This window comes from Nocardioides sp. Root682 (assembly GCF_001427795.1).
Taxonomy (GTDB): Bacteria; Actinomycetota; Actinomycetes; order Propionibacteriales; family Nocardioidaceae; genus Nocardioides.
This window is the reverse complement of the sequence record NZ_LMHJ01000001.1, coordinates 502,996-527,425: the sequence shown is the minus strand read 5'-3', so window position 1 is coordinate 527,425 and position 24,430 is coordinate 502,996. Positions and strand designations below refer to the sequence as shown.

General features: G+C 70.6%; 29 protein-coding genes. 16 read left to right on the top strand and 13 right to left on the bottom strand.

The window, feature by feature from the left end; genetic code table 11:
- The 5 genes from ASD84_RS02570 to ASD84_RS02550 are packed head-to-tail and all read left to right on the top strand — an operon-like array spanning position 1 to position 5,636.
- Complete coding sequence (locus ASD84_RS02570; RefSeq protein ID WP_056706370.1) at positions 1-783, top strand: esterase/lipase family protein; 783 nt, start codon at positions 1-3, stop codon at positions 781-783.
- Positions 780-1,571 (top strand): lysophospholipid acyltransferase family protein, encoded by a 792-nt coding sequence (locus tag ASD84_RS02565; protein WP_056710561.1) that lies wholly within the window; start codon positions 780-782, stop codon positions 1,569-1,571. The genes ASD84_RS02570 and ASD84_RS02565 overlap by 4 nt, the downstream gene beginning before the upstream one ends.
- Positions 1,572-1,585: 14 nt before the next feature.
- Positions 1,586-3,199: an AMP-binding protein gene (locus tag ASD84_RS02560; protein ID WP_235531078.1), complete on the top strand. Its 1,614-nt coding sequence runs from the start codon at positions 1,586-1,588 to the stop codon at positions 3,197-3,199.
- Complete coding sequence (locus ASD84_RS02555; protein WP_056706365.1) at positions 3,196-4,629, top strand: WS/DGAT/MGAT family O-acyltransferase; 1,434 nt, start codon at positions 3,196-3,198, stop codon at positions 4,627-4,629. The genes ASD84_RS02560 and ASD84_RS02555 overlap by 4 nt, the downstream gene beginning before the upstream one ends.
- Positions 4,626-5,636, top strand: a complete 1,011-nt coding sequence (locus ASD84_RS02550; protein WP_162251480.1) for an alpha/beta fold hydrolase — start codon at positions 4,626-4,628, stop codon at positions 5,634-5,636. The genes ASD84_RS02555 and ASD84_RS02550 overlap by 4 nt, the downstream gene beginning before the upstream one ends.
- Before the next feature lie 40 nt (positions 5,637-5,676).
- Here ASD84_RS02550 and ASD84_RS02545 read toward each other — a convergent pair whose 3' ends face one another.
- The gene (locus tag ASD84_RS02545; RefSeq protein ID WP_056706363.1) at positions 5,677-6,108 is read right to left on the bottom strand and encodes a CBS domain-containing protein; all 432 of its coding nucleotides are present in this window, start codon (positions 6,106-6,108) and stop codon (positions 5,677-5,679) included.
- A 17-nt stretch (positions 6,109-6,125) separates the two neighbouring features.
- Entirely contained in the window at positions 6,126-7,028 is a 903-nt protein-coding gene (hisN, locus tag ASD84_RS02540) for a histidinol-phosphatase (protein ID WP_056706361.1), read from the bottom strand.
- 59 nt (positions 7,029-7,087) lie between these two features.
- Here hisN and ASD84_RS02535 point away from each other — a divergent pair, with 59 nt between their 5' ends.
- Positions 7,088-7,537, top strand: coding sequence for a DUF2231 domain-containing protein (locus ASD84_RS02535; protein WP_056706360.1), 450 nt, complete (start codon positions 7,088-7,090; stop codon positions 7,535-7,537).
- A 3-nt stretch (positions 7,538-7,540) separates the two neighbouring features.
- On the opposite strand, the gene rsgA is transcribed toward ASD84_RS02535, so the two are convergent.
- Complete coding sequence (gene rsgA / locus ASD84_RS02530; protein WP_056706358.1) at positions 7,541-8,554, bottom strand: ribosome small subunit-dependent GTPase A; 1,014 nt, start codon at positions 8,552-8,554, stop codon at positions 7,541-7,543.
- On the bottom strand, positions 8,554-9,861 hold the full coding sequence (gene aroA, locus ASD84_RS02525; protein WP_056706356.1) for a 3-phosphoshikimate 1-carboxyvinyltransferase: 1,308 nt from the start codon (positions 9,859-9,861) through the stop codon (positions 8,554-8,556). Before aroA ends, rsgA begins: the two co-directional genes overlap by 1 nt.
- Positions 9,862-9,933: 72 nt before the next feature.
- Between aroA and ASD84_RS02520 the strand changes: the two genes are divergently transcribed.
- The 5 genes from ASD84_RS02520 (at position 9,934) to ASD84_RS02500 (ending at position 13,322) form a co-directional block, all read left to right on the top strand.
- The gene (locus ASD84_RS02520) at positions 9,934-10,752 is read left to right on the top strand and encodes an SOS response-associated peptidase (protein WP_056706354.1); all 819 of its coding nucleotides are present in this window, start codon (positions 9,934-9,936) and stop codon (positions 10,750-10,752) included.
- A complete protein-coding gene (locus ASD84_RS02515; RefSeq protein ID WP_235530948.1) occupies positions 10,749-11,414 on the top strand; it encodes an alpha/beta family hydrolase in 666 nt (221 codons plus the stop codon). Before ASD84_RS02520 ends, ASD84_RS02515 begins: the two co-directional genes overlap by 4 nt.
- A gap of 80 nt (positions 11,415-11,494) precedes the next feature.
- On the top strand, positions 11,495-12,166 hold the full coding sequence (locus ASD84_RS02510) for a sigma-70 family RNA polymerase sigma factor (RefSeq protein ID WP_056706352.1): 672 nt from the start codon (positions 11,495-11,497) through the stop codon (positions 12,164-12,166).
- A complete protein-coding gene (gene rsrA / locus ASD84_RS02505; RefSeq protein ID WP_056706350.1) occupies positions 12,163-12,462 on the top strand; it encodes a mycothiol system anti-sigma-R factor in 300 nt (99 codons plus the stop codon). The genes ASD84_RS02510 and rsrA overlap by 4 nt, the downstream gene beginning before the upstream one ends.
- Before the next feature lie 32 nt (positions 12,463-12,494).
- Entirely contained in the window at positions 12,495-13,322 is an 828-nt protein-coding gene (locus ASD84_RS02500; RefSeq protein ID WP_056706348.1) for an SDR family NAD(P)-dependent oxidoreductase, read from the top strand.
- Positions 13,323-13,401: 79 nt separating this feature from the next.
- Here the strand turns inward: ASD84_RS02500 and ASD84_RS26150 are convergent, their stop codons facing one another.
- From ASD84_RS26150 to ASD84_RS02485, 4 genes are all read right to left on the bottom strand, one after another.
- Positions 13,402-13,476: a 50S ribosomal protein bL37 gene (locus tag ASD84_RS26150; protein WP_378600669.1), complete on the bottom strand. Its 75-nt coding sequence runs from the start codon at positions 13,474-13,476 to the stop codon at positions 13,402-13,404.
- A gap of 96 nt (positions 13,477-13,572) precedes the next feature.
- Positions 13,573-13,953, bottom strand: coding sequence for a thioesterase family protein (locus ASD84_RS02495; protein WP_235530947.1), 381 nt, complete (start codon positions 13,951-13,953; stop codon positions 13,573-13,575).
- A 2-nt stretch (positions 13,954-13,955) separates the two neighbouring features.
- Positions 13,956-15,650 carry an acetolactate synthase gene (locus tag ASD84_RS02490; RefSeq protein WP_056706346.1) on the bottom strand — a complete coding sequence of 565 codons (1,695 nt, stop codon included), beginning with the start codon at positions 15,648-15,650 and terminating at the stop codon, positions 13,956-13,958.
- 28 nt (positions 15,651-15,678) lie between these two features.
- On the bottom strand, positions 15,679-16,518 hold the full coding sequence (locus ASD84_RS02485) for a DUF2785 domain-containing protein (protein ID WP_235530945.1): 840 nt from the start codon (positions 16,516-16,518) through the stop codon (positions 15,679-15,681).
- 110 nt (positions 16,519-16,628) lie between these two features.
- Here ASD84_RS02485 and ASD84_RS02480 point away from each other — a divergent pair, with 110 nt between their 5' ends.
- Positions 16,629-18,107 (top strand): PAS domain-containing sensor histidine kinase, encoded by a 1,479-nt coding sequence (locus tag ASD84_RS02480; protein ID WP_056706343.1) that lies wholly within the window; start codon positions 16,629-16,631, stop codon positions 18,105-18,107.
- Positions 18,108-18,129: 22 nt separating this feature from the next.
- On the opposite strand, the gene ASD84_RS02475 is transcribed toward ASD84_RS02480, so the two are convergent.
- The gene (locus tag ASD84_RS02475) at positions 18,130-18,384 is read right to left on the bottom strand and encodes a WhiB family transcriptional regulator (RefSeq protein ID WP_056706341.1); all 255 of its coding nucleotides are present in this window, start codon (positions 18,382-18,384) and stop codon (positions 18,130-18,132) included.
- Between the two features lie 184 nt (positions 18,385-18,568).
- Between ASD84_RS02475 and ASD84_RS02470 the strand changes: the two genes are divergently transcribed.
- Entirely contained in the window at positions 18,569-18,970 is a 402-nt protein-coding gene (locus ASD84_RS02470; protein WP_156391540.1) for a hypothetical protein, read from the top strand.
- A gap of 28 nt (positions 18,971-18,998) precedes the next feature.
- Here ASD84_RS02470 and ASD84_RS02465 read toward each other — a convergent pair whose 3' ends face one another.
- The 4 genes from ASD84_RS02465 to sodN all read right to left on the bottom strand — a co-directional run bounded on the left by ASD84_RS02465 (position 18,999) and on the right by sodN (position 21,716).
- The gene (locus ASD84_RS02465) at positions 18,999-19,871 is read right to left on the bottom strand and encodes an RNA polymerase sigma factor SigF (protein ID WP_056706337.1); all 873 of its coding nucleotides are present in this window, start codon (positions 19,869-19,871) and stop codon (positions 18,999-19,001) included.
- On the bottom strand, positions 19,868-20,290 hold the full coding sequence (locus ASD84_RS02460) for a hypothetical protein (RefSeq protein WP_056706335.1): 423 nt from the start codon (positions 20,288-20,290) through the stop codon (positions 19,868-19,870). Before ASD84_RS02460 ends, ASD84_RS02465 begins: the two co-directional genes overlap by 4 nt.
- Positions 20,291-20,416: 126 nt before the next feature.
- Complete coding sequence (locus ASD84_RS02455) at positions 20,417-21,160, bottom strand: hypothetical protein (protein WP_056706333.1); 744 nt, start codon at positions 21,158-21,160, stop codon at positions 20,417-20,419.
- A 142-nt stretch (positions 21,161-21,302) separates the two neighbouring features.
- Positions 21,303-21,716, bottom strand: coding sequence for a superoxide dismutase, Ni (gene sodN / locus ASD84_RS02450; protein ID WP_056706331.1), 414 nt, complete (start codon positions 21,714-21,716; stop codon positions 21,303-21,305).
- 57 nt (positions 21,717-21,773) lie between these two features.
- Here sodN and sodX point away from each other — a divergent pair, with 57 nt between their 5' ends.
- From sodX to ASD84_RS02435, 3 genes are all read left to right on the top strand, one after another.
- Positions 21,774-22,112 carry a nickel-type superoxide dismutase maturation protease gene (gene sodX, locus ASD84_RS02445; RefSeq protein ID WP_056706329.1) on the top strand — a complete coding sequence of 113 codons (339 nt, stop codon included), beginning with the start codon at positions 21,774-21,776 and terminating at the stop codon, positions 22,110-22,112.
- A gap of 130 nt (positions 22,113-22,242) precedes the next feature.
- The gene (locus ASD84_RS02440; protein WP_082573340.1) at positions 22,243-23,358 is read left to right on the top strand and encodes an NADP-dependent malic enzyme; all 1,116 of its coding nucleotides are present in this window, start codon (positions 22,243-22,245) and stop codon (positions 23,356-23,358) included.
- 22 nt (positions 23,359-23,380) lie between these two features.
- A complete protein-coding gene (locus ASD84_RS02435; RefSeq protein WP_056706325.1) occupies positions 23,381-24,355 on the top strand; it encodes a zinc-binding dehydrogenase in 975 nt (324 codons plus the stop codon).
- The last annotated feature ends 75 nt before the right edge of the window (positions 24,356-24,430 follow it).

The window sequence follows — 24,430 nt, the reverse complement described above, 5'->3', positions numbered from 1 at the left end:
GTGTACGACTTCGAAGGTGACCAGGGCGACGGGGCTGCGTCGGCAGCCGGCGCGAACGGCGCGCCGCACCGCGCGCTCATGCTGCTCGAGCTGCCGCGCTGGACGGTCGAGTACGGCTCCTCGCGGCTGATCGACCTCGCCGCCGGTGCGCTGCCGGACCGCGACCTCGGGCAGGGCAGGCCGGTGCTGGTGCTGCCGGGGTTCTCCGCGCACGACAAGCTCACCGGCCGCCTGCGCGCCCACCTCTCGCAGCGGGGCTGGAACGTCCATGGCTGGGGCCTGGGCACCAACCACGGACTGACCGACAAGATCGTCACCGGCCTGCCGAAGCGGTTCGCGGACATCGCCGCCCGCTACGACGAGCCGGTCAGCGTCGTGGGCTGGAGCTTCGGCGGCCTGCTCGCTCGCTGGCTCGCCCACGAGCACCCCGACCAGGTGCGCCAGGTCGTCTGCCTGGGCTCGCCGTGGCGGGCCGAGGGGGAGCGCACCCGCGCCACGGGCATGTTCGAGAAGTCGAAGGAGAAGAACGGCATCGTCCCGAACGCGCGGGAGATCATCGACCTGCTCCGCGGACCCGTGCCGGTCCCGCTCACTGCCGTGTGGTCGAAGACCGACGGCATCGTCCCGTGGCAGGGCTGCACGGTGGATCCCTCCACCGATCCGATCGCCGAGAACATCGAGGTCCTGAGCAGCCACGTGGGCATGGTCGCCAACCCGTTGGTGCTCGCCACGGTCGTCGACCGGCTCCGTCAGGAGCTGGCCCAGTGGAAGCCGGCGTCGTGAGCGCGCACAGCGCCCTGGAGGGTCGCGATCCGGCGTACATCGCCACGGTGCTGCCCGCGCTCAAGCTGGCCATGAAGGCCTACTTCCGCTCGAGCGTGCGCGGCATGGAGAAGGTCCCCGACGGCGGTGCGCTCATCGTCGGCAACCACTCCGGCGGACTGATGCCGATGGACGTCCCGATCATCGCGGTGGCCTTCGCGGACGCGTTCGGCGCCGACCGGCCGCTGTACTGCCTGGCCCACGACATGCTCTTCACCGGTGTCGCCGGCCCGGTCATGCGCAAGTTCGGCTTCGTCAAGGCCACGCGCGAGACCGCCCACGAGATCCTCACCTCCGGTGGGGTGACCATCGTGTTCCCCGGTGGCGACTACGACACCTTCCGCCCGACCCTCCAGGCCAACGTCGTCGACTTCAACGGACGGACGGGCTACCTCCGCACCGCGCTCAAGGCCGGCGTCCCGGTCGTGCCGGTCGTCTCGATCGGCGGCCAGGAGACCCAGTTCTTCCTCACGCGCGGGGAGTGGATCGGGCGCCACTCGCCGCTGCGCAAGATCATGCGGACCGACCTGTTCCCGATCGGTGTCGGCTTCCCGTTCGGCCTGGTCCCGGCGCCGCTCAACTTCCCGCTGCCCACCAAGATCACGACCCGCGTGCTCGACCCGATCGACATCGAGGACGAGTTCGGTCCCGACCCCGACCTGGTCGAGGTGGACCGCGTCGTGCGCGAGCGGATGCAGGAGGCGCTCGTCGCGATGGCGGCCAAGCGGCGCTTCCCGGTGCTGGGATGACCCCGGTGACCAGCATGCTGCAGCGTCTGCGCACCCAGCTGTGGATCTTCCGCATGCTCGTCGGCAGCCGGATGCTGGTGCCGATGAGCCCGGCGAAGTACGTGCGGCTGATCCGGGTCCTCCGTGAGCAGGGCACCAACGCGACCACGAGCTTCGCCCTCGCCGCCGTACGACGGCCGAAGGGCCCTGCGCTGATCGACGAGCGTGGCACGCTGAGCTGGCAGGACCTCCAGGACCGCTCCGCAGCGCTCGCCGCGGGCCTGCTCGAGCTCACCGGCGGGCCGGTCGAGGTGGTGGCGATCCTGTGTCGCAACCACCGCGGGTTCGTCGACGCGCTGCTCGCCAACTCCCGCCTCGGCGGCAGCGCGCTGCTGCTCAACACCGGCTTCTCCGGTCCGCAGCTGGCCGACGTGCTGGAGCGCGAGGGTGCCCGGGTGATCCTCTACGACGAGGAATTCACCGACGTCGTGGCGGACGCGCGGTCACGGATCGACGGCCTGGTCGAGGTCCTCGGATGGACCGAGTCACCAGTTCCCACGGGGGTCCTGAGCATCGAGGGCCTGATCGCGAGCAGCGCCGGGCAGGTGCCGCCGAAGCCCGCGACCCGCGGCCGCGTCGTGCTCCTGACCTCCGGCACGACAGGCACCCCGAAGGGCGCGCGGCGCAGCGGCGGGGGAGCCGACGAGCTCGCCGGGATGCTCGAGATGATCCCGTGGCGCGGCGGCGAGACCGCCGTCGTCGCCGCTCCGATGTTCCACGCGTGGGGCTTCGGGCAGCTGGTCATTGCGGCCACGATGACGTGCACCGTGGTCACCCGCCGCAGGTTCGACCCCGAGGCGACCCTGGCGCTCGTCGACGAGCACCGGGCGACGGCGCTGAGCGTGGTGCCGGTGATGCTCGAGCGGATCATGGACCTGCCCGCGGCAGTCCTCGACCGGTACTCCCTGGGCAGTCTCCGGTTCGTGTCGGCGAGCGGCTCACGGATGCGTCCGCAGTCGGTGCTGGCGTTCATGGACCGGTTCGGGGACGTCGTGCACAACAGCTACAACGCGACCGAGGCCGGTCAGATCAGCGTGGCCCGGCCCGAGGACCTGCGGCACGCACCGGACACGGCGGGCAAGCCTGTCCGCGGTACGTCGCTGCGGGTGATCGACGACGCGGGCCGAGACGCCGGCGTCGACGTGGTCGGCCGGATCCTGGTCCGCGGCGCCTCGCCGTTCGACGGCTACACCGCTGGCGCGGAGAAGGACTTCATCGACGGTTACATGGTCAGTGGCGACGTCGGCCGGCTGGACGCCGACGGCCGCCTCTACGTCGTCGGCCGCGACGACGACATGATCGTGTCCGGCGGTGAGAACGTCTACCCGATCGAGGTCGAGAAGGTCCTCGGCGCGCACGCAGCGGTGCGCGAGGTGGTCGTCATCGGAGTGGACGACGAGGCCTACGGCCAGCGCCTCGCGGCGTACGTCGTGCTGTCCTCGGACGTGTCGGCGGACGACCTCAAGGCGCACGTGCGCTCGCAGCTCGCGGGCTACAAGGTGCCCCGCGACGTCGTACGGCTGGACGCGCTGCCGCGCAACGCCTCGGGCAAGATCATGGTCCGCGAGCTCCCGGCGGTGACGCGATGACGCGCCCGGCCATCGAGCGGATGACCGGGTTCGATGCGGGTTTCCTCTACATGGAGACTCCCGCAGCGCACATGCACACCCTCAAGATCGCCATTCTCGAGGCCGATGAGGCCCTGACCTACGACGCGTTCGTGGGCGGGATGCTGTCCCGCCTCAAGCGGCTTCCCCCGCTGCGGCGTCGGGTCGTCGAGGTGCCGTTCGGCCTCAACCACCCGGTCTGGGTCACCCTGCCGCGGATCGACGTGCCGCACCACATCCGCCGGCACCGGCTCGGTGGTGACGGCAGCATGCGCGAGCTGGAGAAGCTGATCGGCATGATCGCCAGCACTCCGCTGCACCGCGACCACCCGTTGTGGGAGCTGCACTACGTCGAAGGGCTTGCCGGTTCCCGGGTTGCCGTCGTGGGCAAGATGCACCACGCCCTGGCTGATGGTTCCGCCGCCAACGCCCTGCTCGCGAACGTGACCGACGTGCGCACAGCGGCCGCTCCCGAGGCCGTGCAGGAGGAGTACGCCACCACCGATCACCTGCCCAGCCGCTACAACCTGATCCGGCACGCGTGGGCTGACGCGGCCGCCCAGGTCCTGACGCTTCCGGGGCTGCTGCTCCGCACGCTGCGTGGCATTCTCGGGGTGGCCCGCGCCCGCCGAGGTGGCGCGAACGCGCCGGTCCCGGTGCTGCACGCCCCACGGGTCTCCTTCAACGGTTCTCTCACCTCCTTGCGCTCGTTTGCCACCGTCAGCCTGCCGCTGGCCGAGTTCAAGAGGATCCGCGCCCAGCACGACGGCGTCACCCTCAACGACGTCGTGCTCGCCACCACGTCCGGCGCATTGCGACGCTGGATGGCGGACCACGGAGAACGGCCCGCGTCCTCGCTCCTCGCGGGCGTGCCGGTCAGCACGGACGAGCGTGACGCCATTCCGCGACTCGGCGGCAACCAGGTGTCGAACCTGTTCACCACCCTGGCCACCGACATCGACGACCCGATCGAACGGCTCCGCAAGATCTCCGACACCACGGTGCACGCCAAGGAGATCCACGCCCGGCTGGGTGCGTCGATCCTGGTCGACTGGTCGCAGTTCACCCCGCCGAGGCCCTTTGCGGCCCTCGTGCGCGCCTACTCGAAGATCAGCGCCGCGTCCTGGCACCCGGCGGCGTTCTCGGCCATCGTGTCGAACGTTCCCGGCCCGCGTGAGCCCGCCACGGTCGGCGGTGCCCGGCTCGCCGACCTGTTCAGCGTGGGACCGCTCGTCGACGGCATCGGCCTCAACGTCACCGTCTGGTCCTACGTCGACCGGATGAACTTCTCCCTGCTCGCGTGCCCGGACCTGCTCCCGGACGTGCACGTCCTGGCGTCGTACTTCCCGGACGCACTGGCCGAGCTCGATCTCGAACCCCCCGCCGCGGCGGAGCAAAGGAACATCTCTTGACCACCCAGGTGATCAAAACGGCCGGTCGCCACGCGCTCAAGGGCTCGTTCGTCGCTGCCCGCTACGGCGGCAAGGCCACCGTGTTCGGTCTGCGCGCGGGCATCCGCCGAACCCAGCGGTTCCCGGACCTGCCGCAGCTGCCCGAAGGGCAGTACGTGGACCTGCCCGGCCGGGGCGAGACCTTCGTCGTCGACACCGGCGTCCCCGAGGGCCGGCCGGACGCGCCGACGCTGCTGCTGTTCCACGGGCTGGCCACGACGTCGTACCTCACGTGGTTCAGCACCCTCGACCAGCTGCGGGAGTCGCACCGCGTCGTGATGCTCGACCAGCGCTGGCACGGCCGCGGCATCGTCTCGGAGCGGTTCTCCCTGGAGGACTGCGTCGACGATGCCGCCCTGGTGCTCGACCACCTCGGAATCACCGAGGTCATCGCGGTGGGCTATTCGATGGGCGGCGCTCTCGCGCAGGTGTTCTGGCGGCGCCACGGTGAGCGCACCCTCGGCCTGGTGCTCGCGTCGACCTCGGCCTGCTGGAAGGCCGGACTCGGGGACGCGATGTTCTATCCGGTGCTGGGGTTGGCCAACACCCGTTTCCGCGGGCACTACCGCTCGCGCGTCGACCTGGTGCGCGCGTCGCTGACCGAATCGCTGGACCCCGTGCAGGAGATGTCCACCTGGGCCTGGTCGGAGTTCCGCAGCACCAGCGCGTGGTCGATGCCCGAGGTGCTCGGCACCCTGGGTGGCTTCGACGCCCGCGCCTGGCTCTCCGAGATCGACGTTCCGACGGCGGTGGTCCTCACGGCCAGGGATCACGCCATCCCGACGTCACGGCAGCGGATGCTGGCCGAGGCCATCCCCGGTGCCACCGTGCACGAGGCGCCGGGTGGGCACGCCTCGGTGGTGTTCGACGTCCAGCGCTGGCGGCCGATCTTCCTTGCCGCTGTCGCCGACGTGGTGGCCGCCGTCGAGGCCGAGCGAGCGAGGGTGCCCCGGGCAGCCGAAGGCTGACCCTGGGCTGGCCAGCCGGAGACGGGCTCGGCCAGAAAGGTCAGCCCTGGTGGACGTAGCTGTCGAGCTGGTCGCGCTCGAACTGCAGCTGGTCGATCTTCTGCTTGACCATGTCGCCGATGCTGACGATCCCGACGATCTGGCCGTCGGAGGTGACCGGGATGTGGCGGAAGCGGCCCTCGGTCATCACCTTCATCACGGTGTCGAGGTCGTCCTCGGGAGAGCAGGTCTTCACCTGCGGCGTCATGATCGAGGACACCACGGCGTTGATGACCGTGCCGTCGGAGTGCAGCGTCCGCACGACGTCGCGCTCGGACACGATCCCGTCCAGGGAGGTGCCGTCGGCGCTGACCACGACCGCACCGATGTTGTTCTCGGAGAGCGTCGCGAGCAGCTCGCGGACGCCCGCGTCGGGGCGGATGGTGACCACGTCACGGAGTGACTTCGACTGGAGCACGTCGCTGATGCGCATGTGACCCACGCTACTCGTCAGTGGTCCGGCTCGTCACGGTCTTCGTCAGTGAGACGCTGTCGATGTGCCCGGAGGTCGGAAACGCTGCCCGGCCCGGAGCGGGGCCAGTCGGGGTCGGCAGGCTCGTCGGTGACGCTCCCGAGGAACGACAGCGCCGCTTCGTGGAGGTGTCCGTTGGTCGCCAGCGCGTTGCCGCCCCACGGTCCTTCGGCACCGTCGAGCGAGGTGAACCGGCCGCCGGCCTCGCGCACGATGATGTCCAGCGCGGCCATGTCGTAGACCTCGAGCTCGGGCTCGGCCGCGATGTCGACGGCGCCCTCGGCGAGCAGCATGTAGGACCAGAAGTCGCCGTACGCACGGGTGCGCCAGACCCGGCGCATCAGCGTGAGCAGGTCATCACCGATCCCGCGGTCCTCCCAGCCGGTGATCGACGAGTACGACAGTGAGGCGTCCTCGAGGCGGCGGATGTCCGAGACGCGGCACTCCGTGGCCTTCATCAGCCCCTTGCCGGTCCACGCACCGTGGCCGGTGGAGGCCCACCAGCGTCGCTGGAGTGCCGGCGCGGAGACGACGCCGAGGACGACCTCGTCGTTGACCGCCAGGGAGATCAGGGTGGCCCAGACAGGGACGCCCCGGACGAAGTTCTTGGTGCCGTCGATCGGGTCGATGATCCAGCGGCGCTGGGAGTGCCCGGAGGTGCCCTGCTCCTCGCCGGTGATCGCGTCGCGGCTGCGTGCCTTGGAGAGGGTACGACGGATGGACTCCTCGACGGCCTGGTCGGCGTCGGTCACGGGAGTGAGGTCGGGCTTGCTCATCACGTGCAGGTCGAGCGCGCGGAAGCGGGCCATGGTGAGCGAGTCCGCGTCGTCGGCGAGCAGGTGCGCGAGTCGCAGGTCGTCGGTGTAATCGGGGGCGGCCACAGGGGCACCCTACGGCGTGGGTCCGGATCCGGAGTTGCGTGGTGGTGCACTCTTCAACCATGGAGATCAACGGCGTTCCACTCCACCCGCTCGTCGTCCATTCCGCAGTCGTGTTCACCCCGCTCGCCGTGCTGGCGGCGTTGGCCTACGCGAATCCGTCCTGGCGCGACCGCGTGCGCTGGCCACTCGTGGTGCTCGCGGCCATCTCGCTGGTCAGCATCTGGGTCGCGTACTTCTCCGGTGAGGACCTGCGCGAGGAACGCTTCGCCGCGGCGACCGGCCCCTTCGCCGAGCGACTCGACGACCACGAGTCGTGGGCCGAGAAGCTCCGCATCGGTGTCACGGTGTTCGCCGCCCTGGCCTTCGTCTCGGCGTGGTTCCACACCCGCACCGGCACCGTCCGCACCGCGCTCGCGGCCCTGACCGTCGTGGCGGCGCTGGCCACCGGCGTCCTGGTGTTCCTCACCGGCGACGCCGGCGCCCAGGCCACCTGGAAGATCGATTCCTAGAGGTCAGTAGTCAGTCACGGAACGCGCGGCGAGGAGTCGCCGGAACGACGTCACCCGGTCAGGGTCGGCCGCGCCCTCGGTGATCGCCACGTCCAGCCCGCACTCGGGCTCGTCCTCGCCGTGGGTGCAGCCGCGCGGGCAGTCCTCGGTCATCTCGTCGAGGTCCGGGAACGCCTCGATCAGCGTCTCGGGCTTCACGTGCGCCAGCCCGAACGAGCGGATGCCCGGGGTGTCGATGATCCAGCCACCGGCCGCCCAGTCCTCCGGGAGCGGCAGCAGGACCGCCGAGGTCGACGTGTGGCGGCCGCGGCCGGTGACGGCGTTGACGTGGCCGATCTTGCGGTGCGCGTCCGGCACCAGCGCGTTGACCAGGGTCGACTTCCCGACGCCGCTGTGCCCGACCAGCACGCTGACCTCACCGGCCAGGCGTTCCTGGACGGCCTCGAGGCCCAGGATGCTGCGCTCGGGTCCGCGCTGGGTGACCACCCAGGGCACGCCGAGCGAGCGGTAGGTCGAGAGCAGCACCTCGGGGTCGGCCAGGTCGGACTTGGTGAGACAGAGCAACGGCGACAGCCCGGCGTCGTACGCCGCCACCAGGGCGCGGTCGATCAGTCCGGTGCGCGGTTCGGGGTCAGCGAGCGCGGTGACCACCACCAGCTGCGTGGCGTTGGAGACCAGCACCCGCTCGACGGGGTCGTCGTCGTCCGCCGTACGACGAAGGACGGTCGAGCGCGGAGTGACCTCCACGATCCGGGCCAGTGAGCCGGCGTCGCCCGTCACGTCGCCGACGACGCGGACGCGGTCACCGGTGACGACGCCCTTGCGGCCGAGGGGGCGGGCCTTCATCGCCGTGACGACGGCATCGCCGATCAGCAGGGTGTAGCGGCCACGGTCGACGGTGACGACGACTCCGTCGACGGCATCGTCGTGGGCGGGGCGGTCCTTGGTGCGAGGGCGGGTGCGCTTCCGGGGACGTTCGTAGTGCTCGACGTCGTGGTCGGTGTAGCGCGGCGGCATCAGAAGAGGCCGGACCAGAAGGCGGCGAAGTCGGGGAACGTCTTGCTGGTCGTCGCGACGTTCTCGACGAGCACGCCCGGCACGGCCGCGCCGATGATCACGCCGGCATGGGCCATCCGGTGGTCGGCGTAGGTGTGGAACACGCCGGGAGACAGGGGAGCGGGCTTGATGGACAGCCCGTCGGGGTGCTCCACGACGGCTGCGCCCAGGGCACCGAGCTCGGTGGCGAGCGCTGCCAGCCGGTCGGTCTCGTGGCCACGGATGTGGGCGATGCCCGTGAGGTGCGACGGCGTGGACGCCAGTGCGCAGAGCGCGGCGATGGCGGGAGCCAGCTCGCCGACGTCGTGCAGGTCGGCCTCCAGGCCGAGCAGCCCGCGGGCGCCGCCCTCGGGCCCGGTCACGGTGAGCCCGTCGTCGCCGAACGTGACGCGGCACCCCATCCGGCTGAGCAGGTCGCGCAAGGCGTCACCTGCCTGCGTGGTCGATCGCGGCCAGTCCCGCACCGTCACCGAACCGCCGGACACGGCCGCGAGGGCGAGGAACGGTGCGGCGTTCGACAGGTCGGGCTCGATCGCCTCGTCGTGGGCCGCGATCGGACCGGGGGCCACCGCCCAGCGGTTGGCGTCGCTGTCGTCCACGGCCACGCCGCGATCACGCAACATCGCGATCGTCATCTCGATGTGGGGGAGAGAGGGGATCGGCTTCCCGTCGTGGCGCACGTCCACCCCGGCGTCGAAACGCGCGCCGGCCAGCAGGAGCGCGGACACGAACTGGGACGACGCCGACGCGTCGATCACCACGGTGCCGCCCGGCACGGAGCCGGTGCCCCGGATCGTGAAGGGCAGCGCGCCGGGAGTGCCGACCGACGAGTCGATCGTGATGCCCAGGCCGGCGAGCGCGGTCAGCACCTCGCCCACCGGTCGGTTGCGCATGTGGGGGTCACCGTCGAAGGCGACCTCGCCGCGCACCAGTCCGGCCACGGGCGGCACGAACCGCATCACGGTCCCGGCCAGGCCGCAGTCCACCGCGGCGTGATCTGCCGGTACCGAGCCGTCGAGCGGGGTCACCACCCAGTCCGCGCCGGACGTGTCGACCGTCGCGCCCACCGAGGTCAGCGCCTGCGCCATCAGCAGGGTGTCGCGCGAGCGCAGCGCCCGTCGTACGACGGAGGGGCCATCGGCCAGCGCAGCCAGGATCAGGGCCCGGTTGGTCAGCGACTTGCTCCCGGGGAGCGCCACGGTCGCATGCAGCGGCCCGGTGGCGGTGGGAGCGGGCCAGGGATCAGCGGGCGGCAAGGGCGTGGTCATGTCCCGCCCAGTCTAGTGAAAGCGGTGCGTGCAGGGACCCGAGCGTCGGTGCAGTCCTCTAGATTGGCCCGCATGTGCGGGCGATACGCCTCCAGTCGCAGTCCGGAGGATCTGGTCGAGGAGTTCGAGGTGCTCGACCCACGCCTCGAACGGGCCGTCGTGCCGCCGTCGTGGAACGTCGCGCCCACCGACGAGGTCTACGCCGTCATGGAGCGCACGCCGCGCACCGACGAGGACCCCGACCGGCAGGGCGACCCGGTCCGGCAGCTGCGCGCGCTGCGCTGGGGCCTGGTGCCGTCCTGGGCCAAGGACGAGAAGATCGGCAGCCGGATGATCAACGCGCGGATGGAGACGGTGGCCGAGAAGCCCGCCTTCCGCAAGGCGTTCGCGTCGCGCCGGTGCATCCTGCCGGCCGACGGCTACTACGAGTGGTACGTCCTGGACCAGCTCGACGCGAAGGGCAAGCAGCAGAAGCAGCCCTTCTTCATCCGTCCCGACGACGGTGCCGTGCTCGCCATGGCCGGACTCTACGAGATCTGGCGTGATCCCTCGAAGCCCGAGGACGCCGAGGACCGGTTCCGCTGGACGTGCACGGTCCTGACCACCGAGGCCACTGACGAGCTGGGCCGGATCCACGACCGGATGCCGCTGCTCGTCGACCGGGGGAGCCGTGCGGAGTGGCTCGATCCGCGGCACACGATCACGGACCTGTCGCGGCTCCTCACCCCGGCCCAGCAGGCCGGCCTGACGGCGTACCCGGTCTCCACTGCCGTGGGCAACGTCCGCAACAACGGTCCCGAGCTGGTGGCGCCCCTGGCCCTCACGACGCCCGACACCTCATCCGACACCTCGTCCGACACCTCCGACGACGGCCAGGAGACGCTGCTGTGACCGAGGAACGACTGATCCCGACCGAGTACGGCGAAGGCCGGCTCGTGATGCACCGCGCACGCCGTCCCCTGGTGACCCTGCTGCTGAGCCACGGAGCGGGTGGCGGGATCGAGGCTCGTGACCTGCTCGCGCTGGCGACCCAGCTGCCCGGCCAGGGCATCAATGTCGCCCGGTTCGAGCAGCCGTGGCGCCGTGCCGGACGGAAGGTCGCGACTGCTCCGCCGACCCTGGACGTCGGGCTCCGGGCTGCAGCCAACGCCCTCCGGGTCCGCACGCCGTTGGTGGTCGGCGGTCGCTCGGCCGGTGCCCGCTCGGCGGCGCGCTCGGCGAAGGGACTCGGTGCCAGCGGTGTGCTGGCCCTGTCGTTCCCGCTGCACCCTCCGGGCAGGCCCGAGAAGAGCCGGCTCGACGAGCTCACCGGCGCCGGGGTGCCGATGCTGATCGTGCAGGGCGAACGCGACCCGATGGGCCGGCCCGAGGAGTTCCCGGACCCGTTGCCCGCCAACGCCGACCTGGCCGTGGTGCCCGGCGCCGACCACGGACTGAAGGTTCCGAAGAGCGGCCCCGTCTCCGAGGAGGACGCCATGGCGATCGTGGTCGAGTCCACGCTCGAATGGATCGTCCGCGAGATCACGGGCTCGGGGAATGCCGCCCGCGCCTGAAGCGTTCCGCTCACATGATCGCGACTCTGGAACGCCCGACCGAGGGCACCCTCGACGGGCAACCTCTAGGCTGGGGTGCGATGACCGAGACTTCTGACCTGCCCTCCCTCGATGCCGATGTCGACGCCGGCCTCGAGGCCGACGTCGTTGACGTCGCCACCGAGAGTCCCGAGGACCGGGCCGCGCGCTTCGAGCGCGACGCCCTGCCCTTCCTTGACCAGCTGTACGGCGCCGCGATGCGGATGACGCGCAACCCCTCCGATGCCGAGGACCTGGTCCAGGAGACCTTCGCGAAGGCGTTCTCCGCCTTCCACCAGTTCCGGCCGGGCACGAACCTCAAGGCGTGGCTCTACCGGATCCTGACCAACACGTTCATCAACACCTACCGGAAGAAGCAGCGCCAGCCCCAGCAGGCCTTTGCCGGTGACACCGGTGACGTCGAGGACTGGCAGCTCGCGCGTGCGGAGTCGCACACCTCCACCGGCCTGAAGTCGGCCGAGATGGAAGCGCTGGAGCACCTCCCCGACAGCCAGGTGAAGGACGCCCTGCAGCGACTGCCGGAGGAGTTCCGGCTCGCGGTCTACCTCGCTGACGTCGAGGGATTCGCCTACAAGGAGATCGCCGAGATCATGGAAACGCCGATCGGGACGGTGATGTCCCGCCTGCACCGCGGCCGGCGTCAGCTCCGCGACATGCTCTCCGACTACGTCCGCACCGGCGGCGACGCACCTGTCGAGGGAGGTCAGCGATGAACGACGAGCACGCGCACAGCCACGAGCACGCGCACGGGGACGACCCGAGCAACGCCGAGTGTGCCGACTTCCTGGAGCGGATCGTCCGGCTGATCGACAACGAGCTCGAGCCCGGCGACTGCACCATCGTGCGCGCCCACATCGACTCCTGCAGCCCCTGTCTGGAGCGCTACGACCTGCAGCGCACGGTCAAGACGCTCGTCGCCCGGTCCTGTGGCGAGACCGCGCCCGACGACCTGCGGGCCCGCGTCCGCATCCAGATCCAGGAGATCCAGGTCCGCATCACCGGAGCCTGACCAGAAGTCGGGATCTACGGCAGGATCGGGACATGAACTCCGTCCTCATCACCGGCTGCTCCTCCGGTATCGGCGCTGCGACCGCAGCCCGCCTCGCTGCCAAGGGCTGGGACGTGTGGGCCACCGCCCGCCGTCCTGAGGTCCTCGCGGACCTCGAGGCGGCCGGCTGCCACACGCTGGCCCTCGACGTCACCGACGAGGCGTCGATGGTGACGGCCGTCGACACCGTCCTGGACGGAGCCGGCCGGATCGATGCCCTCGTCAACAACGCCGGCTACTCCCAGTCCGGCGCCCTCGAGTCGCTCGACGTCGACGACGTACGACGCCAGTTCGAGACCAACGTGTTCGGCCTGATCCGGCTCACGCAGCTGGTGCTGCCCTCGATGCGCGGACAGGGCTCCGGCCGGATCGTGAACATCGGCTCGATGGGCGGCAAGCTCACGTTCCCGGGCGGCGGGGCGTACCACGCCAGCAAGTACGCCGTCGAAGCCCTCTCCGACGCGCTGCGCTTCGAGGTCGGCGGCTTCGGCATCAAGGTCGTCCTGATCGAGCCCGGTCTGATCACCACCAACTTCGAGGCCGCGGTCGCGGCCGGCATGCCGACTGGCGAGGGTCCGTACGCGAAGTTCAACGAGACGGTCCAGGCGTCGACGACCGACGTCTACAACGGCCCGATGGCCAGGTTCGGCGGGCCACCCGAGTCGGTCGCGAAGGTGATCGAGAAGGCGCTGACGAAGGACCACCCGAAGCCGCGCTACACCGTGACGGTGTCGGCGCCCGCAGCGATCGTGGCCCGCAAGATGCTCGGCGACCGCGGCTGGGACCTCGCCATGCGCTCGCAGTTCCCGCGCCCGGAGTAGGACCCGAAGCAGGAGCCCGGCGAAAAACGACGAACCCCCCGGACCGTTGGGTCGGGGGGTTCGGGCGCTCGCTGACGTGTCAGCAGTTGGGGCGCTTGCCGTGGTTCGCGCCCTTCTTGCGGCGGGAGCGGCGCTTGCGTCCGGTCTTGCCCATGGTTCCTCCTGAGATCGAGATCGACCCAGTGTCTCAGGTCGGCCCCCCTGCACCGCAATCCGGGTCCAGATCTCGCTCCACGACGGAGAGCGACTGCTACCTGACGCGGGCCAGGAACCGTTCCGCGTCGACGACCACGCGGGTCACCTCACCCGAGCCGGCCAGCTTGCCCGGCCGGCCGTCCGCGCCGACGTTGCGCGCGGCGACCGCGAACCGGCGCAGCCGGCCGTCGGTGTGGACGACCCGGGCGGTCACCTCGACCGAGCCGCCGACGGGAGTCGCGGCCAGGTGCTCGAGCTCGACGCGCGTGCCGACGCTGGTCTCGCCGACGCCGAGAAGGTCCTCGATGGCGCTGCACGTCACCGCCTCACACCACGCGAGCAGCCGGGGCGTGCCGAGCACGGGCAGGCTTCCGGACCCGACGGCGGCGGCCGTGTCGGCCTCGGTCACCACGAACGTACGACGCGCCTCGCTCACCGTCAGATCCCGAACGTGGTGCGGGGGTAGGCCGCGTTGACGTCGGTGATCAAGTTGATGAGGTACGGCGCGTTCGCGGCGAACGCACGATCCATCGCGGGTCCGATCTGGCGTGGGTCGGTGACCTGCTCCCCGGCGCCGCCGAGTGCGGAGACGACCTGGTCGTACGCCGTCCGCGGCGCGAGGTCCGCCGCGACGTCGTACCCGTAGAGCATCTGCATGGGCCCCTTCTCCAGCCCCCAGGCGGAGTTGTTGCCCATCACCATCACGACGGGCAGGTGGTGGCGGGCCAGCGTGTCGACGTCCATCAGCGAGAAGCCGGCGGCGCCGTCGCCCAGCAGCAGGACCACCTGGGCGGACGGGCGGGCGACCCGGGCCCCGATCGCCGCACCGAGCCCGGCACCGAGGCAGCCGTACGGACCGGGGTCCAGCCAGCAGCCGGGGCGCTTCGGCTCGACGAACTTGCCGGCGAACGACACGAAGTCGCCGCCGTCGCCGATCACCACGGCGTCGTCGGCCAACCGGGGGACCAGCTCGCCGTAGATCCGGGCGGGATGGATCGGGTCGGCCTCGGCGCCCAGCAGCTCGGCGTCCCGGGCCGCGGCGGCCGCCGCGACGTCCTGGAGCGAGGAGACCCACCCCGACACGTCCGTGCGCGACGAGCCCGCGAGGGCGGTCAGCAGTCCGTCGAGGACCGTCGTCAGGTCGCCGGCCACCGAGTCGGCCAGGGGTGCGGTCCGCGACACCTGGTCGACCGAGTCGGCAATGTGTACGACGGCCGCGGGCTCCGCGCCGTCCTTGCCCCCGAACACTCCGTACCCGAGCCGGAAGTCCAGCGGCGTCCCGACCACCACGACCAGGTCGGCCCCGCCGAGCGCCGCTCCGCGGGCCTTCGTGACGAGCAGCCGGTGGCCGCCGGGGATCACTCCGCGTCCCATCCCGTTGGTGATGGCGGGCAGCCCCATCTCCTCGACCAGGCGCAGCGCGGCCTCCTCGGCGAAGTCGGCCCACACGTCGGTGCCGAGCACCAGCACGGGTCGCTCGGCGCGTGCGATCAACGCAGCGATCCGTCCGATCGCGTCACTGTCGGGTTCCGCACCGCGGTGGTTGACGATGTCCGGGACCGAGCCCGAGCCCACGTTGAAGAACTCGTCCATCGGCACGTCGACGTACGTCGGCCCACGGTGGGACGAACGAGCCAGCGCGAAAGCGGTGTCGAAGCCGGCGGCGACGTCGTTCGCGGTCATCAGCGTCGCGGCGTGCTTCGTGACCGGGGTGACGATGGGCAGGTGGTCGATCTCCTGCAGGGCCCCGGTGCCCCAGCGGTTGTTCGGCGCGCGTCCGCCGACGACCACCATGGGAGACCCGGCGAAGTTCGCCTGGGCCATCGCGCTGACCCCGTTGGTGACACCGGGGCCGGCCGTCAGCACGGCCAGGCCGGGGACCCGGGTGAGCTTGCCGGTCGCCTCCGCGGCGAACGCCGCGGTCTGCTCGTGCCGTACGTCGAGGATCGACACCGGCGGGCCGGCTGCCCCCTCGGCCTGGGACTTCACGGCGCCGTCGTACATCGGGAACACGTGGGCTCCGGACAGCGTGAACATCGTCTGGACGCCGTGGGCCTGCGCGACGGCGACGGCGAGCTCCCCGGCATGGCCGGTCAGCTCGGTCGGTGCGGATTCCGGGGGAGTGGAGGTCACCTCCGCACCCTAGCCAGAGCCGGACACCTCAAGCGAGGAAAGCGGGGTGGATCCGGCGCAGCGAGTCGACCAGCGTGAGCAGCAGGTCGGGACGGATCGCGGGGTGGCGCGGCGAGATGGTGAGCTGGAGGTAGAGCGCCCTCAGCACGGCCTGCGCGTTGCCGCTGGCGAGGTAGGGATCCCGGCTGCGCGAGGCCCGGTCGGTGGCGCCGGCCTCGATGCGGCGCACCCAGGGTTCGACGACGGCCAGCGGCACCCGGTCACGGCGCAGGATCTCGAGCACGGCGTGCGCGATCCGGTCCGGCTCGCCGTGGACCAGCAGCGGGGTCTGAGGGGCCAGGATCCGGTCGGCGATGATGTCGAGGAGCACGGTCAGCTCGGTGGAGCCGAAGTACGGCGAACGGGCCAGCGCCCCGAGCGCGTCGGCTCCGTTGGCCGCGGCGTGGGCCCAGCCCTTGCCGGGCACGAAGCCGCGCAGGTCCTGCTCGCGGACGTACCAGGCGGCGAGCCGGTCACCCCACTGCAGGATGCGCGTCGGCGGCTGCCGGCGGACCCGGGTGTCGCGGTCGATGCACTCGCCGAGCACCAGTGCGGAGAAGCTGCGGCGGAAGACCGAGTCGGTGTCGCGCTCGCCGATCCCGACCTCCAGGCCGGCACACATGCCGTCGCCCAGGCCGGCCAGCAGGTCGTCGTAGACGCCGTGCTCGGTCCAGGTGGCCAGGAACGGATAGGCCAGGCCGTCGCGGACCTGCGGGTCCGGGTCGCCGAGCATGCGGGTGAGGTCGGCTGTGAGGTCGGCCAGCCGGTGCTCCGCTGGCGGCGTGCGTTCGCCGTTGCGGAGGCCCCGCTGGAGACGAGACCAGTCCACCGACGCCATCAAAGAAAAACCCTCCACGGACCAGCCCGAACCGAATCCCCCTGGGTCATTGTGCCAAAGGGGGTGAAGGAGTTGATGGCGGGTCCGTTACGTTTGCTCGCGTGCCCTCCCTGTCTGCGATTGCACGGCGTCACACGGACCTCGACGCCGCCGATGTCGCGTGGCTCCAGCTGATCCAGGCCGACTGGCAGGTGATCGCCGACCTGTCCTTCGCCGACCTCGTCATGTGGCTGCCCGACCGGCAGGGAAACGGCTACTGGGCGGGGGACCAGATGCGACCCACGACCGGCCCGACCGCGTACGTCGACGACATCGTTGGCACCTTCCTTCCCGCCGGTCGACGCACCCTGGTCGACGACGCCTACGAGCGCGGGCGGATCGCGCGCGAGGGCGACCCGGAGTGGCGCGACGAGGTGCCCGTGCGGGTCGAGGCGATCCCGGTGCGACGGGAGGGGCGGGTGATCGCGGTGATCAGCCGCAACACCAACCTGCTCGGCGTGCGGACGCCGAGCCTGCTCGAGATCAACTACCTGCAGACCGCGTCCGACCTCGCGAGCATGATTGCCGAGGGTCTGTTCCCCAGCGAGGGACAGCGCAGCGACCACGCCGACTCGCCGCGGGTCGGCGACGGCTTCCTGCGGGTCGACGCCCAGGGGCGCGTCATCTACGCCAGCCCGAACGGGCTCTCGGTCTTCCGCAAGCTGGGCCTGACGGGCGACCTGACCGGGCACCTGCTCACCGACCTGACCCGCGACCTGGTCCCGCCGAAGAAGCGGCCCGACGAGGAGACCCTGAGTGCCGTCCTCGGTGGCCGCGCGCATCGCGACACCGAGCTCGGCTCGGCCGGTGGGCCCGGCGACGGGGTCTCGCTGATCGTGCGGTCCATCCCGCTGCGACCCAAGGGCGAGCACATCGGCGGGATGATCCTGCTGCGTGACGTCACCGACCTGCGCCGTCGTGACCGCGAGCTGATCACCAAGGACGCCACCATCCGGGAGATCCACCACCGGGTGAAGAACAACCTGCAGACCGTTGCCGCGCTGCTGCGGCTCCAGGCGCGACGGATCGGCTCACCCGAAGCGGCGGCAGCCCTCGAGGAGGCGGTACGACGGGTCGGGTCGATCGCGATCGTCCACGAGACCCTGAGCCAGGCGGTCGAGGAGACCGTCGCCTTCGACGAGATCGCCGACCGGCTCGCGCGCCTGGTCATCGACGTGGGTTCGACCGCCGCGCAGGTGCGGGTCCGTCGCGAGGGCAGCTTCGGCGTCCTCGACTCCGAGATCGCCACGCCGCTGGCGATGGTGGTCATGGAGCTGATGCAGAACGCTGCCGAGCACGGCTATGCCGACGGCGACGAGGGAGAGATCGTGCTCCGTGCCGAACGGCACGGAGCGATCCTCGACGTCACCGTCGAGGACGACGGCCGTGGGCTGCCCGACGGTTTCGACCTGGACGCCGCGACCAGCCTGGGGCTGTCCATCGTGCGCACGCTGGTCGAGTCCGAGCTCGGGGGACACCTGACGCTGGGACGCGGCGCCGACGGCGGCACCCGGGCAGGCATCAGCCTCCCTGTCGAGTAGGCCCCAGCTCGGCAGCGCGCAATCAAACAGGCGTGCGGACCCTCGCGCGGGCGTTGCGGCGCTTCAGCGCGCGACGCTCGTCCTCGCTGAGGCCACCCCAGACACCGTGGTCCTGACCCGCCTCGAGCGCCCACGCGAGACATTGCTCGCGCACGTCGCATCGCCGGCACACGGCCTTGGCCTCCTCGATCTGGAGAATGGCCGGGCCGGTGTTGCCGATCGGGAAGAACAGCTCCGGATCCTCATCGAGGCATGCGGAGACGTGTCGCCAATCCATGGGTGGAGATGCCTTCTTTCCTACGTACTGGTGGCCCGGCTGAGGGCACGCGTGAAGCCGCAAAAGTGAACGGTTTCACGATCGCTTCCGCAAGGCTTCCAAGGAATCGTTCACATATCAAGCGATTCCAGTGGTCGGATGGGTCACAAAGGGGGTTCCTGAGCGTGGAACTAGGCTGAAACTTGTGACCGAGAGCCCCGTGGAGCCCGCCCAGAACCCGCCGCCACTGACCGTAGCGGCGTCATTGGTCGGAGTCGAGGGCCTGGTCCTGCTCTGTCTGGCGGTCCTCGAGTTCGCGAATGTGACCTCCGAACGCGTCGCGTTGGGGTTGTCCACCGCCGGGTTCCTGCTCGCGTACGGCGTCGTGCTCCTGGCCGCGGGCTGGGGGCTGCATCGCCGGAGCGCCTGGTCGCGTGGACCGGTGCTGCTCACCCAGCTGATCGCGCTCGGCCTCGCGTGGAACCTGCGCGAGCACCTGCCGGTCACGATCGGCCTGGTGCTGTGCGCGGGAATCGTGCTGGCTGGACTGCTGCATCCCGACACCATCGAGGCGCTGGAGCACGACCCGACGGCGCCACGGCCCTGACCGGCCCAGATCAGATCAGGCCCTGACGTCAGGCCTCGGACTCCAGGGACTCCCGCAGCTGCTCCAGGGTGCGTCCCAGGAGTCGCGAGACGTGCATCTGCGAGACGCCGATCTCCTCGGCGATCTGTGACTGCGTCATGTTCTTGAAGAAGCGGAGCAGCAGGATCTTCTTCTCGCGCGGCGGCAGGTTCTCCAGGAGCGGCTTGACCGACTCGCGGATCTCGACGTGCTCGAGGGCCTCGTCGTCGACGCCCATGGCGTCGAGCATGCTCTGGCCCGCACCGCGGTCGGAGTCGTCGTCGGTGGCGTCCAGGGAGAGCGTGGAGTAGGCGTTGCTGGACTCCAGCCCCTCGACGATCTCCTCGACCGAACAGCCGATGACCTCGGACAGCTCGCGGGCCGTGGGGGAGCGGCCCAGGCTCTGGGTCAGCTCGGCCGTCGTCGCACTGATCTGCATCCGCAGTTCCTGGAGGCGCCGAGGAACCCGGATGGCCCAGCCCTTGTCCCGGAAGTACCGCTTGATCTCGCCGATGATCGTCGGCGTGGCATAGGTCGAGAACTCCACGCCACGGTCGGTGTCGAAGCGGTCGACCGACTTGATCAGGCCGATGGTGCCGACCTGGACGAGGTCCTCATAGGGCTCACCGCGGTTGCGGAACCGGCGCGCGCAGTGCTCCACGAGGGGCATGTGCAGCTCGAGGAGGGCCTCGCGCGGATCCTTGAGCAGCAGTGCCTGGCAGGTGTCGTCGGCCCGGAACTCGTCGAGGACGTCGTCGCGGATGTCCTCGAACGCGTCGAGGTCACGCAGCCGGAGGAACAACAGGGAACTGATGCGGCGGGTTCGTTCGGTCGCTGCTGACCGTCCGTTGCCCGCGCTCCCCCGAGAGAGGTCGGCAGTCATGACTCGAGCGAAGACCGCACCGTGAGGCGCACTGCGTAGGAGCCGGGTGCGGTGTCGATGGCGGCCTCCGCCGCCAGCGTCGCCAGGACCTGCCAGCCGAAGCTCTCGTAGTCCGGCGGGGTCGGCGTCTGGGAATCGGTGCTGATGGTCAGCATGAGCTCGCCCGGCGTCAGGCGGAACCTGCAGTCGAGGACAGCGCCCTCGTCGGCTTCGTCGAGCACCATCGCCGCGGCTTCGGACACCGCGATGCGGAGGTCCTCGATGTCGTCCATGGTGAAGTCGAGGCGTGCCGCGAGGCCGGCCGTCAGGGTGCGCAGCACCGACGCGTAGGCGCCGTCCGCGGGGAGCCGGAGCTCGACCTCCGTGGGGTCGCCTGCAGTGGCGGTGCCACCGGACACGGGGCTGCTCGTCTCGGGCATACCGTTCCTCAAGGGGTTGGCTGGGGGACCAGGACGGCACGAGCCTACGACAACGGCCGCGCCCCGTTGGGGAGCGCGGCCGTCATCGTGGTGGAACCAGCTGCCAGCCTGTGGTCAGGCCAGTGGTCAGGGCAGCAGGCCACCCAGCAGGTCGAGCAGGTCGAGCAGGTCGTTCGGGTCCAGGACGCTGCCGAGGCCGAGGCCGTCGAGCAGGTCGTCCAGCAGCCCGTCGAGGCCCAGTGCGCCCAGGACCGTGTCGATGACGTCGAGCAGGTCGTCCGGACCGGGCGCCGTGCCCGTCGAGATCAGGTCGCACAGCGGCTGCGCCTGCGGGGCGCTGGCGCAGAGCAGGGCCAGCGGACTCGCCGTCGAGCCACCGGGGACCAGGCTTCCCAGGATGTCGCAGATCGGCTGCGGGACGCCGGCGTCGCAGAGGGTCTGGATCGGGCTCGCGGTCGGCCCGGTCGGCGTACCCGAGTTGCGGCAGCTGGTGAGGCTGGCCTGGTAGACCGCGACCGCGGACTTGGCGGCCTGGACCTTCACCCGCTCGGACTTGAGCCGCTTGCGTGCCTTGACCACCTTCGCGTGGCGGGCCAACTTGGCCTTGCGCGTCTTGGCGCGCTTCTCCGCACGCTCGGCCTTGGCCAGGGCGTTGCGCACCTTCTTGGCGGTGCTCACCCGACTGCCGTAGTTGGCGCGGGCCTTCGCCAGCGCGGCCTCCTTGGCCGAGCAGTCCGGCGTGGCCTGGGCGGCAACGGCCACCGCTCGGTCAGCTGTCGGCGCACTCGCGCCGGCGAGCGGAGTGGCGGTGAAGGTCAGGCCCAGGCCGAGGCCGAGGACGACGAGAATCTTGAACAGGGCGCGATGCATCGCGGTGGTCTCCCTCCGGTGGTCCCGGGCCCAGGGGTGCCCGAGTACGTGAGGTGACCATCGGCAGGGAGGGGTGAAATGACAGGAACCGCGCGCCCCGAAGGACGCGCGGTTCCAGATTCAGGACGTAGGTCCCGGTGGATCAGGCCTTCTTGGTCGCCCAGAAGATCTCGGCGATCTCGTCGATCTTGGCGAGCAGCTGGTCGGCCACGCCGGCGTCGAGGGTGCCCTTGGTGCCACCGGCACCGGCGAGCTTGGTCGCCTCGTTGATCAGCGTGTGCAGCTGCGGGTACGCCTCGAAGTGCGGCGGCTTGAAGTAGTCGGTCCACAGCACCCACAGGTGGTGCTTGACCAGCTCGGAGCGCTGCTCCTTGATGAGGACGGCGCGGGTGCGGAAGTCCGGGTCGTCGCTGTCGAGCGCCTTGGCGATCACGGCCTTGATCGACTCGGCCTCGATGCGGGCCTGGGCGGGGTCGTAGACGCCGCAAGGCAGGTCGCAGTGCGCGGAAACCTCGATCGACGGGGCGATCAGGCTGGGAATGAGACGCGAGAACATGTGGGTCCTCTCCTGAGTTCGATGGGGAACGAAGCTGCGCCTGCGACACTACTCGGCATGGCAGGCAGGGCAACGGCAGGTCGTACGTCGGGACACCGACGCAAGGTCGGACTGGCCGTCGTACGCGGCGAATCGATGGAACCGACCCTCTCTGAGGGCGACCGCCTGCTGGTCTCGTACGGCGCGATGGTGCGACCCGGGCAGGTGGTGGTGGCTCGGTTCCCGGACGACACGCTGGTGATCAAGCGGGCCGGCGAGCGCCGCGGTCCCCGCTGGTGGCTGGTGGGGGACAACCCCGGTGCCAGCACCGACTCCCGTCACCGCGGCGCGATCGCGCCGGACGACGTCCTGGGCGTGGCGCGGGTGCGCCTCTGGCCCCGTCCACGCCTGCTGTGACCCGTCTCATCCGGACAGTCGCCGAGTAACCGCACGGCCTGTGCGAGGATTGCCTGTCGTGGCCGCTGACGTTCCTACCTCCCACCCGCACGCGGGCGAACCGGTCTTCGATCTGCACGTCGGCGGGAAGATGGCGACCGTCCCCACGGCCGACGTCAGTACCAAGGACCAGCTCTCTCTCGCCTACACCCCTGGTGTCGCCGAGGTGTGCGAGGCGATCGCAGCCGACCCGAGCCTGACCCGTCACTACACGTGGGTGCCGAACACCGTCGCCATCGTGACCGACGGCACCGCCGTGCTCGGTCTCGGCGACATCGGTCCGGCCGCCGCGATGCCCGTGATGGAGGGCAAGGCGATCCTCTTCAAGCAGTTCGGTGGCGTCGACGGCATCCCGATCTGCCTGGCGACGACCGACGTCGAGGAGATCATCGAGACCGTCGTGCGCCTGGCGCCGAGCTTCGGGGGCATCAACCTCGAGGACATCTCCGCACCGCGTTGCTTCGAGATCGAGGACCGCCTCAAGGAGGCCCTCGACATTCCCGTCTTCCACGACGACCAGCACGGCACCGCGGTCGTGACCCTGGCCGCGCTCACCAACGCACTCAAGCTCACCGGTCGCGCGGCCGAGTCGACCCGTGTGGTCATCTCCGGTGCCGGGGCTGCCGGTGTCGCGATCGCCAAGATCCTGCTGGCCGCCGGCATCAAGGACATCGCGGTGACCGACCGCAAGGGTGTCGTGAGCTCGGACCGCAATGACCTGACGCCGTCGAAGAAGGCGCTGGCCGAGCTGACCGCCGACCGCTGTGGTCGTCGCGGCACGCTTGCTGACGCGTTCAACGGCGCCGACGTCTACGTCGGTGTGTCCGGCGGAACCGTGCCGGAGGAGGTCGTCGCCACCATGGCCGACGACGCGATCATCTTCGCGATGGCGAACCCGAACCCCGAGGTGCACCCCGACGTCGCCCACCGGCACGCGCGGATCGTGGCCACGGGCCGGTCGGACTTCCCGAACCAGATCAACAACGTGCTCGCGTTCCCCGGGATCTTCCGCGGTGCCTTCGACGTGCACGCGAGTGCCATCACCGAGGGCATGAAGGTCGCCGCGGCCGACGCGTTGGCCGCACTCGTCGGTGACGACCTCTCCGAGGACTTCGTGATCCCTTCGCCGTTCGACCCGCGGGTCGGGCCGGCGGTGGCCGCGGCGGTGGCCGAGGCCGCCCGCCGGGACGGTGTCGCACGGGCCTGACGGGCCGATAGGCTCGGGTCTCGTGTTCGCCGTCTACGCAGATTCCTTCGCCGCATCCGCTGACAACCCGCTGAGCGGACTGGTCCTCGGGGAACGTCCCGACCCGGTCGCTCCCGACGGCTGGACCACGGTCACCGTCAAGGCTGCCTCGCTCAACCACCACGACCTGTGGTCGTTGCGCGGCGTCGGGCTCAAGGCCGAGGCACTCCCGATGATCCTGGGCTGCGACGCGGCCGGGTACGACGAGGACGGCAACGAGGTCGTCGTGCACGCCGTCGTGTCCGACCCCACCTGGCGTGGCGACGAGACCTTCGACCCGCGTCGGTCGCTGCTCTCCGAGCGGCACCAGGGCACCTTCGCCGACAAGGTGATCGTGCCGAAGGGCAACGTCATCCCGAAGCCGGCCTCGATGTCCTTCGAGGAGGCGGCGTGCCTGCCGACCGCGTGGCTGACCGCCTACCGGATGCTCTTCACCCAGGGTGGCCTGAAGCCCGGTGAGACCGTGCTGGTGCAGGGTGCCGGCGGTGGCGTCGCCACGGCCCTGATCGCGCTTGCCCGGGCCGGTGGCCTGCGGGTGCTGGCGACCAGCCGCGACGAGGCGAAGCGGGCCAAGGCGCTCGAGCTCGGCGCCCACGAGGTCTTCGAGTCCGGCGCTCGCCTGCCCGTCAAGGTCGACGCCGTCATGGAGACCGTCGGTCGCGCCACCTGGTCGCACTCGATCCGTGCGCTCAGGCCCGGCGGCCGGATCGTCATCTCCGGGACCACGTCGGGTCCGAACCTCGACGACGCCGAGCTGACCCGGATCTTCTTCCTCCAGCTGAGCGTCATCGGCTCGACGATGGGGACCCGCGACGAGCTCGCCTCGCTCGTCACGATGCTCGACGCCACCGGTCTGCGTCCCGTGATCGACCGGGTGCTGCCGATGACCGAGGCCACCGACGGCTTCGCGGCCATGGCGTCCGGTGACGTGTTCGGGAAGATCATCTTCACCCGCTGATCCCGGAAATTTTCTGGCTTCCTGTCACACCGGGCACGGTGCCGGTGTCTTCATGTCGAACCCACCCACAGGAGG

Excerpts from the sequence above, each read along its gene's own strand:
- ASD84_RS02560 (WP_235531078.1), top strand. The coding sequence starts at position 1,586 with ATGCTGCAGCGTCTGCGCACCCAGCTGTGGATCTTCCGCATGCTCGTC.
- ASD84_RS02555 (WP_056706365.1), top strand. The coding sequence starts at position 3,196 with ATGACGCGCCCGGCCATCGAGCGGATGACCGGGTTCGATGCGGGTTTC.
- ASD84_RS02545 (WP_056706363.1), bottom strand. The coding sequence starts at position 6,108 with ATGCGCATCAGCGACGTGCTCCAGTCGAAGTCACTCCGTGACGTGGTC.
- ASD84_RS02535 (WP_056706360.1), top strand. The coding sequence starts at position 7,088 with ATGGAGATCAACGGCGTTCCACTCCACCCGCTCGTCGTCCATTCCGCA.
- rsgA (WP_056706358.1), bottom strand. The coding sequence starts at position 8,554 with ATGCCGCCGCGCTACACCGACCACGACGTCGAGCACTACGAACGTCCC.
- aroA (WP_056706356.1), bottom strand. The coding sequence starts at position 9,861 with ATGACCACGCCCTTGCCGCCCGCTGATCCCTGGCCCGCTCCCACCGCC.
- ASD84_RS02520 (WP_056706354.1), top strand. The coding sequence starts at position 9,934 with ATGTGCGGGCGATACGCCTCCAGTCGCAGTCCGGAGGATCTGGTCGAG.
- ASD84_RS02510 (WP_056706352.1), top strand. The coding sequence starts at position 11,495 with ATGACCGAGACTTCTGACCTGCCCTCCCTCGATGCCGATGTCGACGCC.
- rsrA (WP_056706350.1), top strand. The coding sequence starts at position 12,163 with ATGAACGACGAGCACGCGCACAGCCACGAGCACGCGCACGGGGACGAC.
- ASD84_RS02500 (WP_056706348.1), top strand. The coding sequence starts at position 12,495 with ATGAACTCCGTCCTCATCACCGGCTGCTCCTCCGGTATCGGCGCTGCG.
- ASD84_RS02475 (WP_056706341.1), bottom strand. The coding sequence starts at position 18,384 with ATGGATTGGCGACACGTCTCCGCATGCCTCGATGAGGATCCGGAGCTG.
- ASD84_RS02465 (WP_056706337.1), bottom strand. The coding sequence starts at position 19,871 with ATGACTGCCGACCTCTCTCGGGGGAGCGCGGGCAACGGACGGTCAGCA.
- ASD84_RS02460 (WP_056706335.1), bottom strand. The coding sequence starts at position 20,290 with ATGCCCGAGACGAGCAGCCCCGTGTCCGGTGGCACCGCCACTGCAGGC.
- ASD84_RS02455 (WP_056706333.1), bottom strand. The coding sequence starts at position 21,160 with ATGCATCGCGCCCTGTTCAAGATTCTCGTCGTCCTCGGCCTCGGCCTG.
- sodN (WP_056706331.1), bottom strand. The coding sequence starts at position 21,716 with ATGTTCTCGCGTCTCATTCCCAGCCTGATCGCCCCGTCGATCGAGGTT.
- sodX (WP_056706329.1), top strand. The coding sequence starts at position 21,774 with ATGGCAGGCAGGGCAACGGCAGGTCGTACGTCGGGACACCGACGCAAG.
- ASD84_RS02440 (WP_082573340.1), top strand. The coding sequence starts at position 22,243 with ATGGCGACCGTCCCCACGGCCGACGTCAGTACCAAGGACCAGCTCTCT.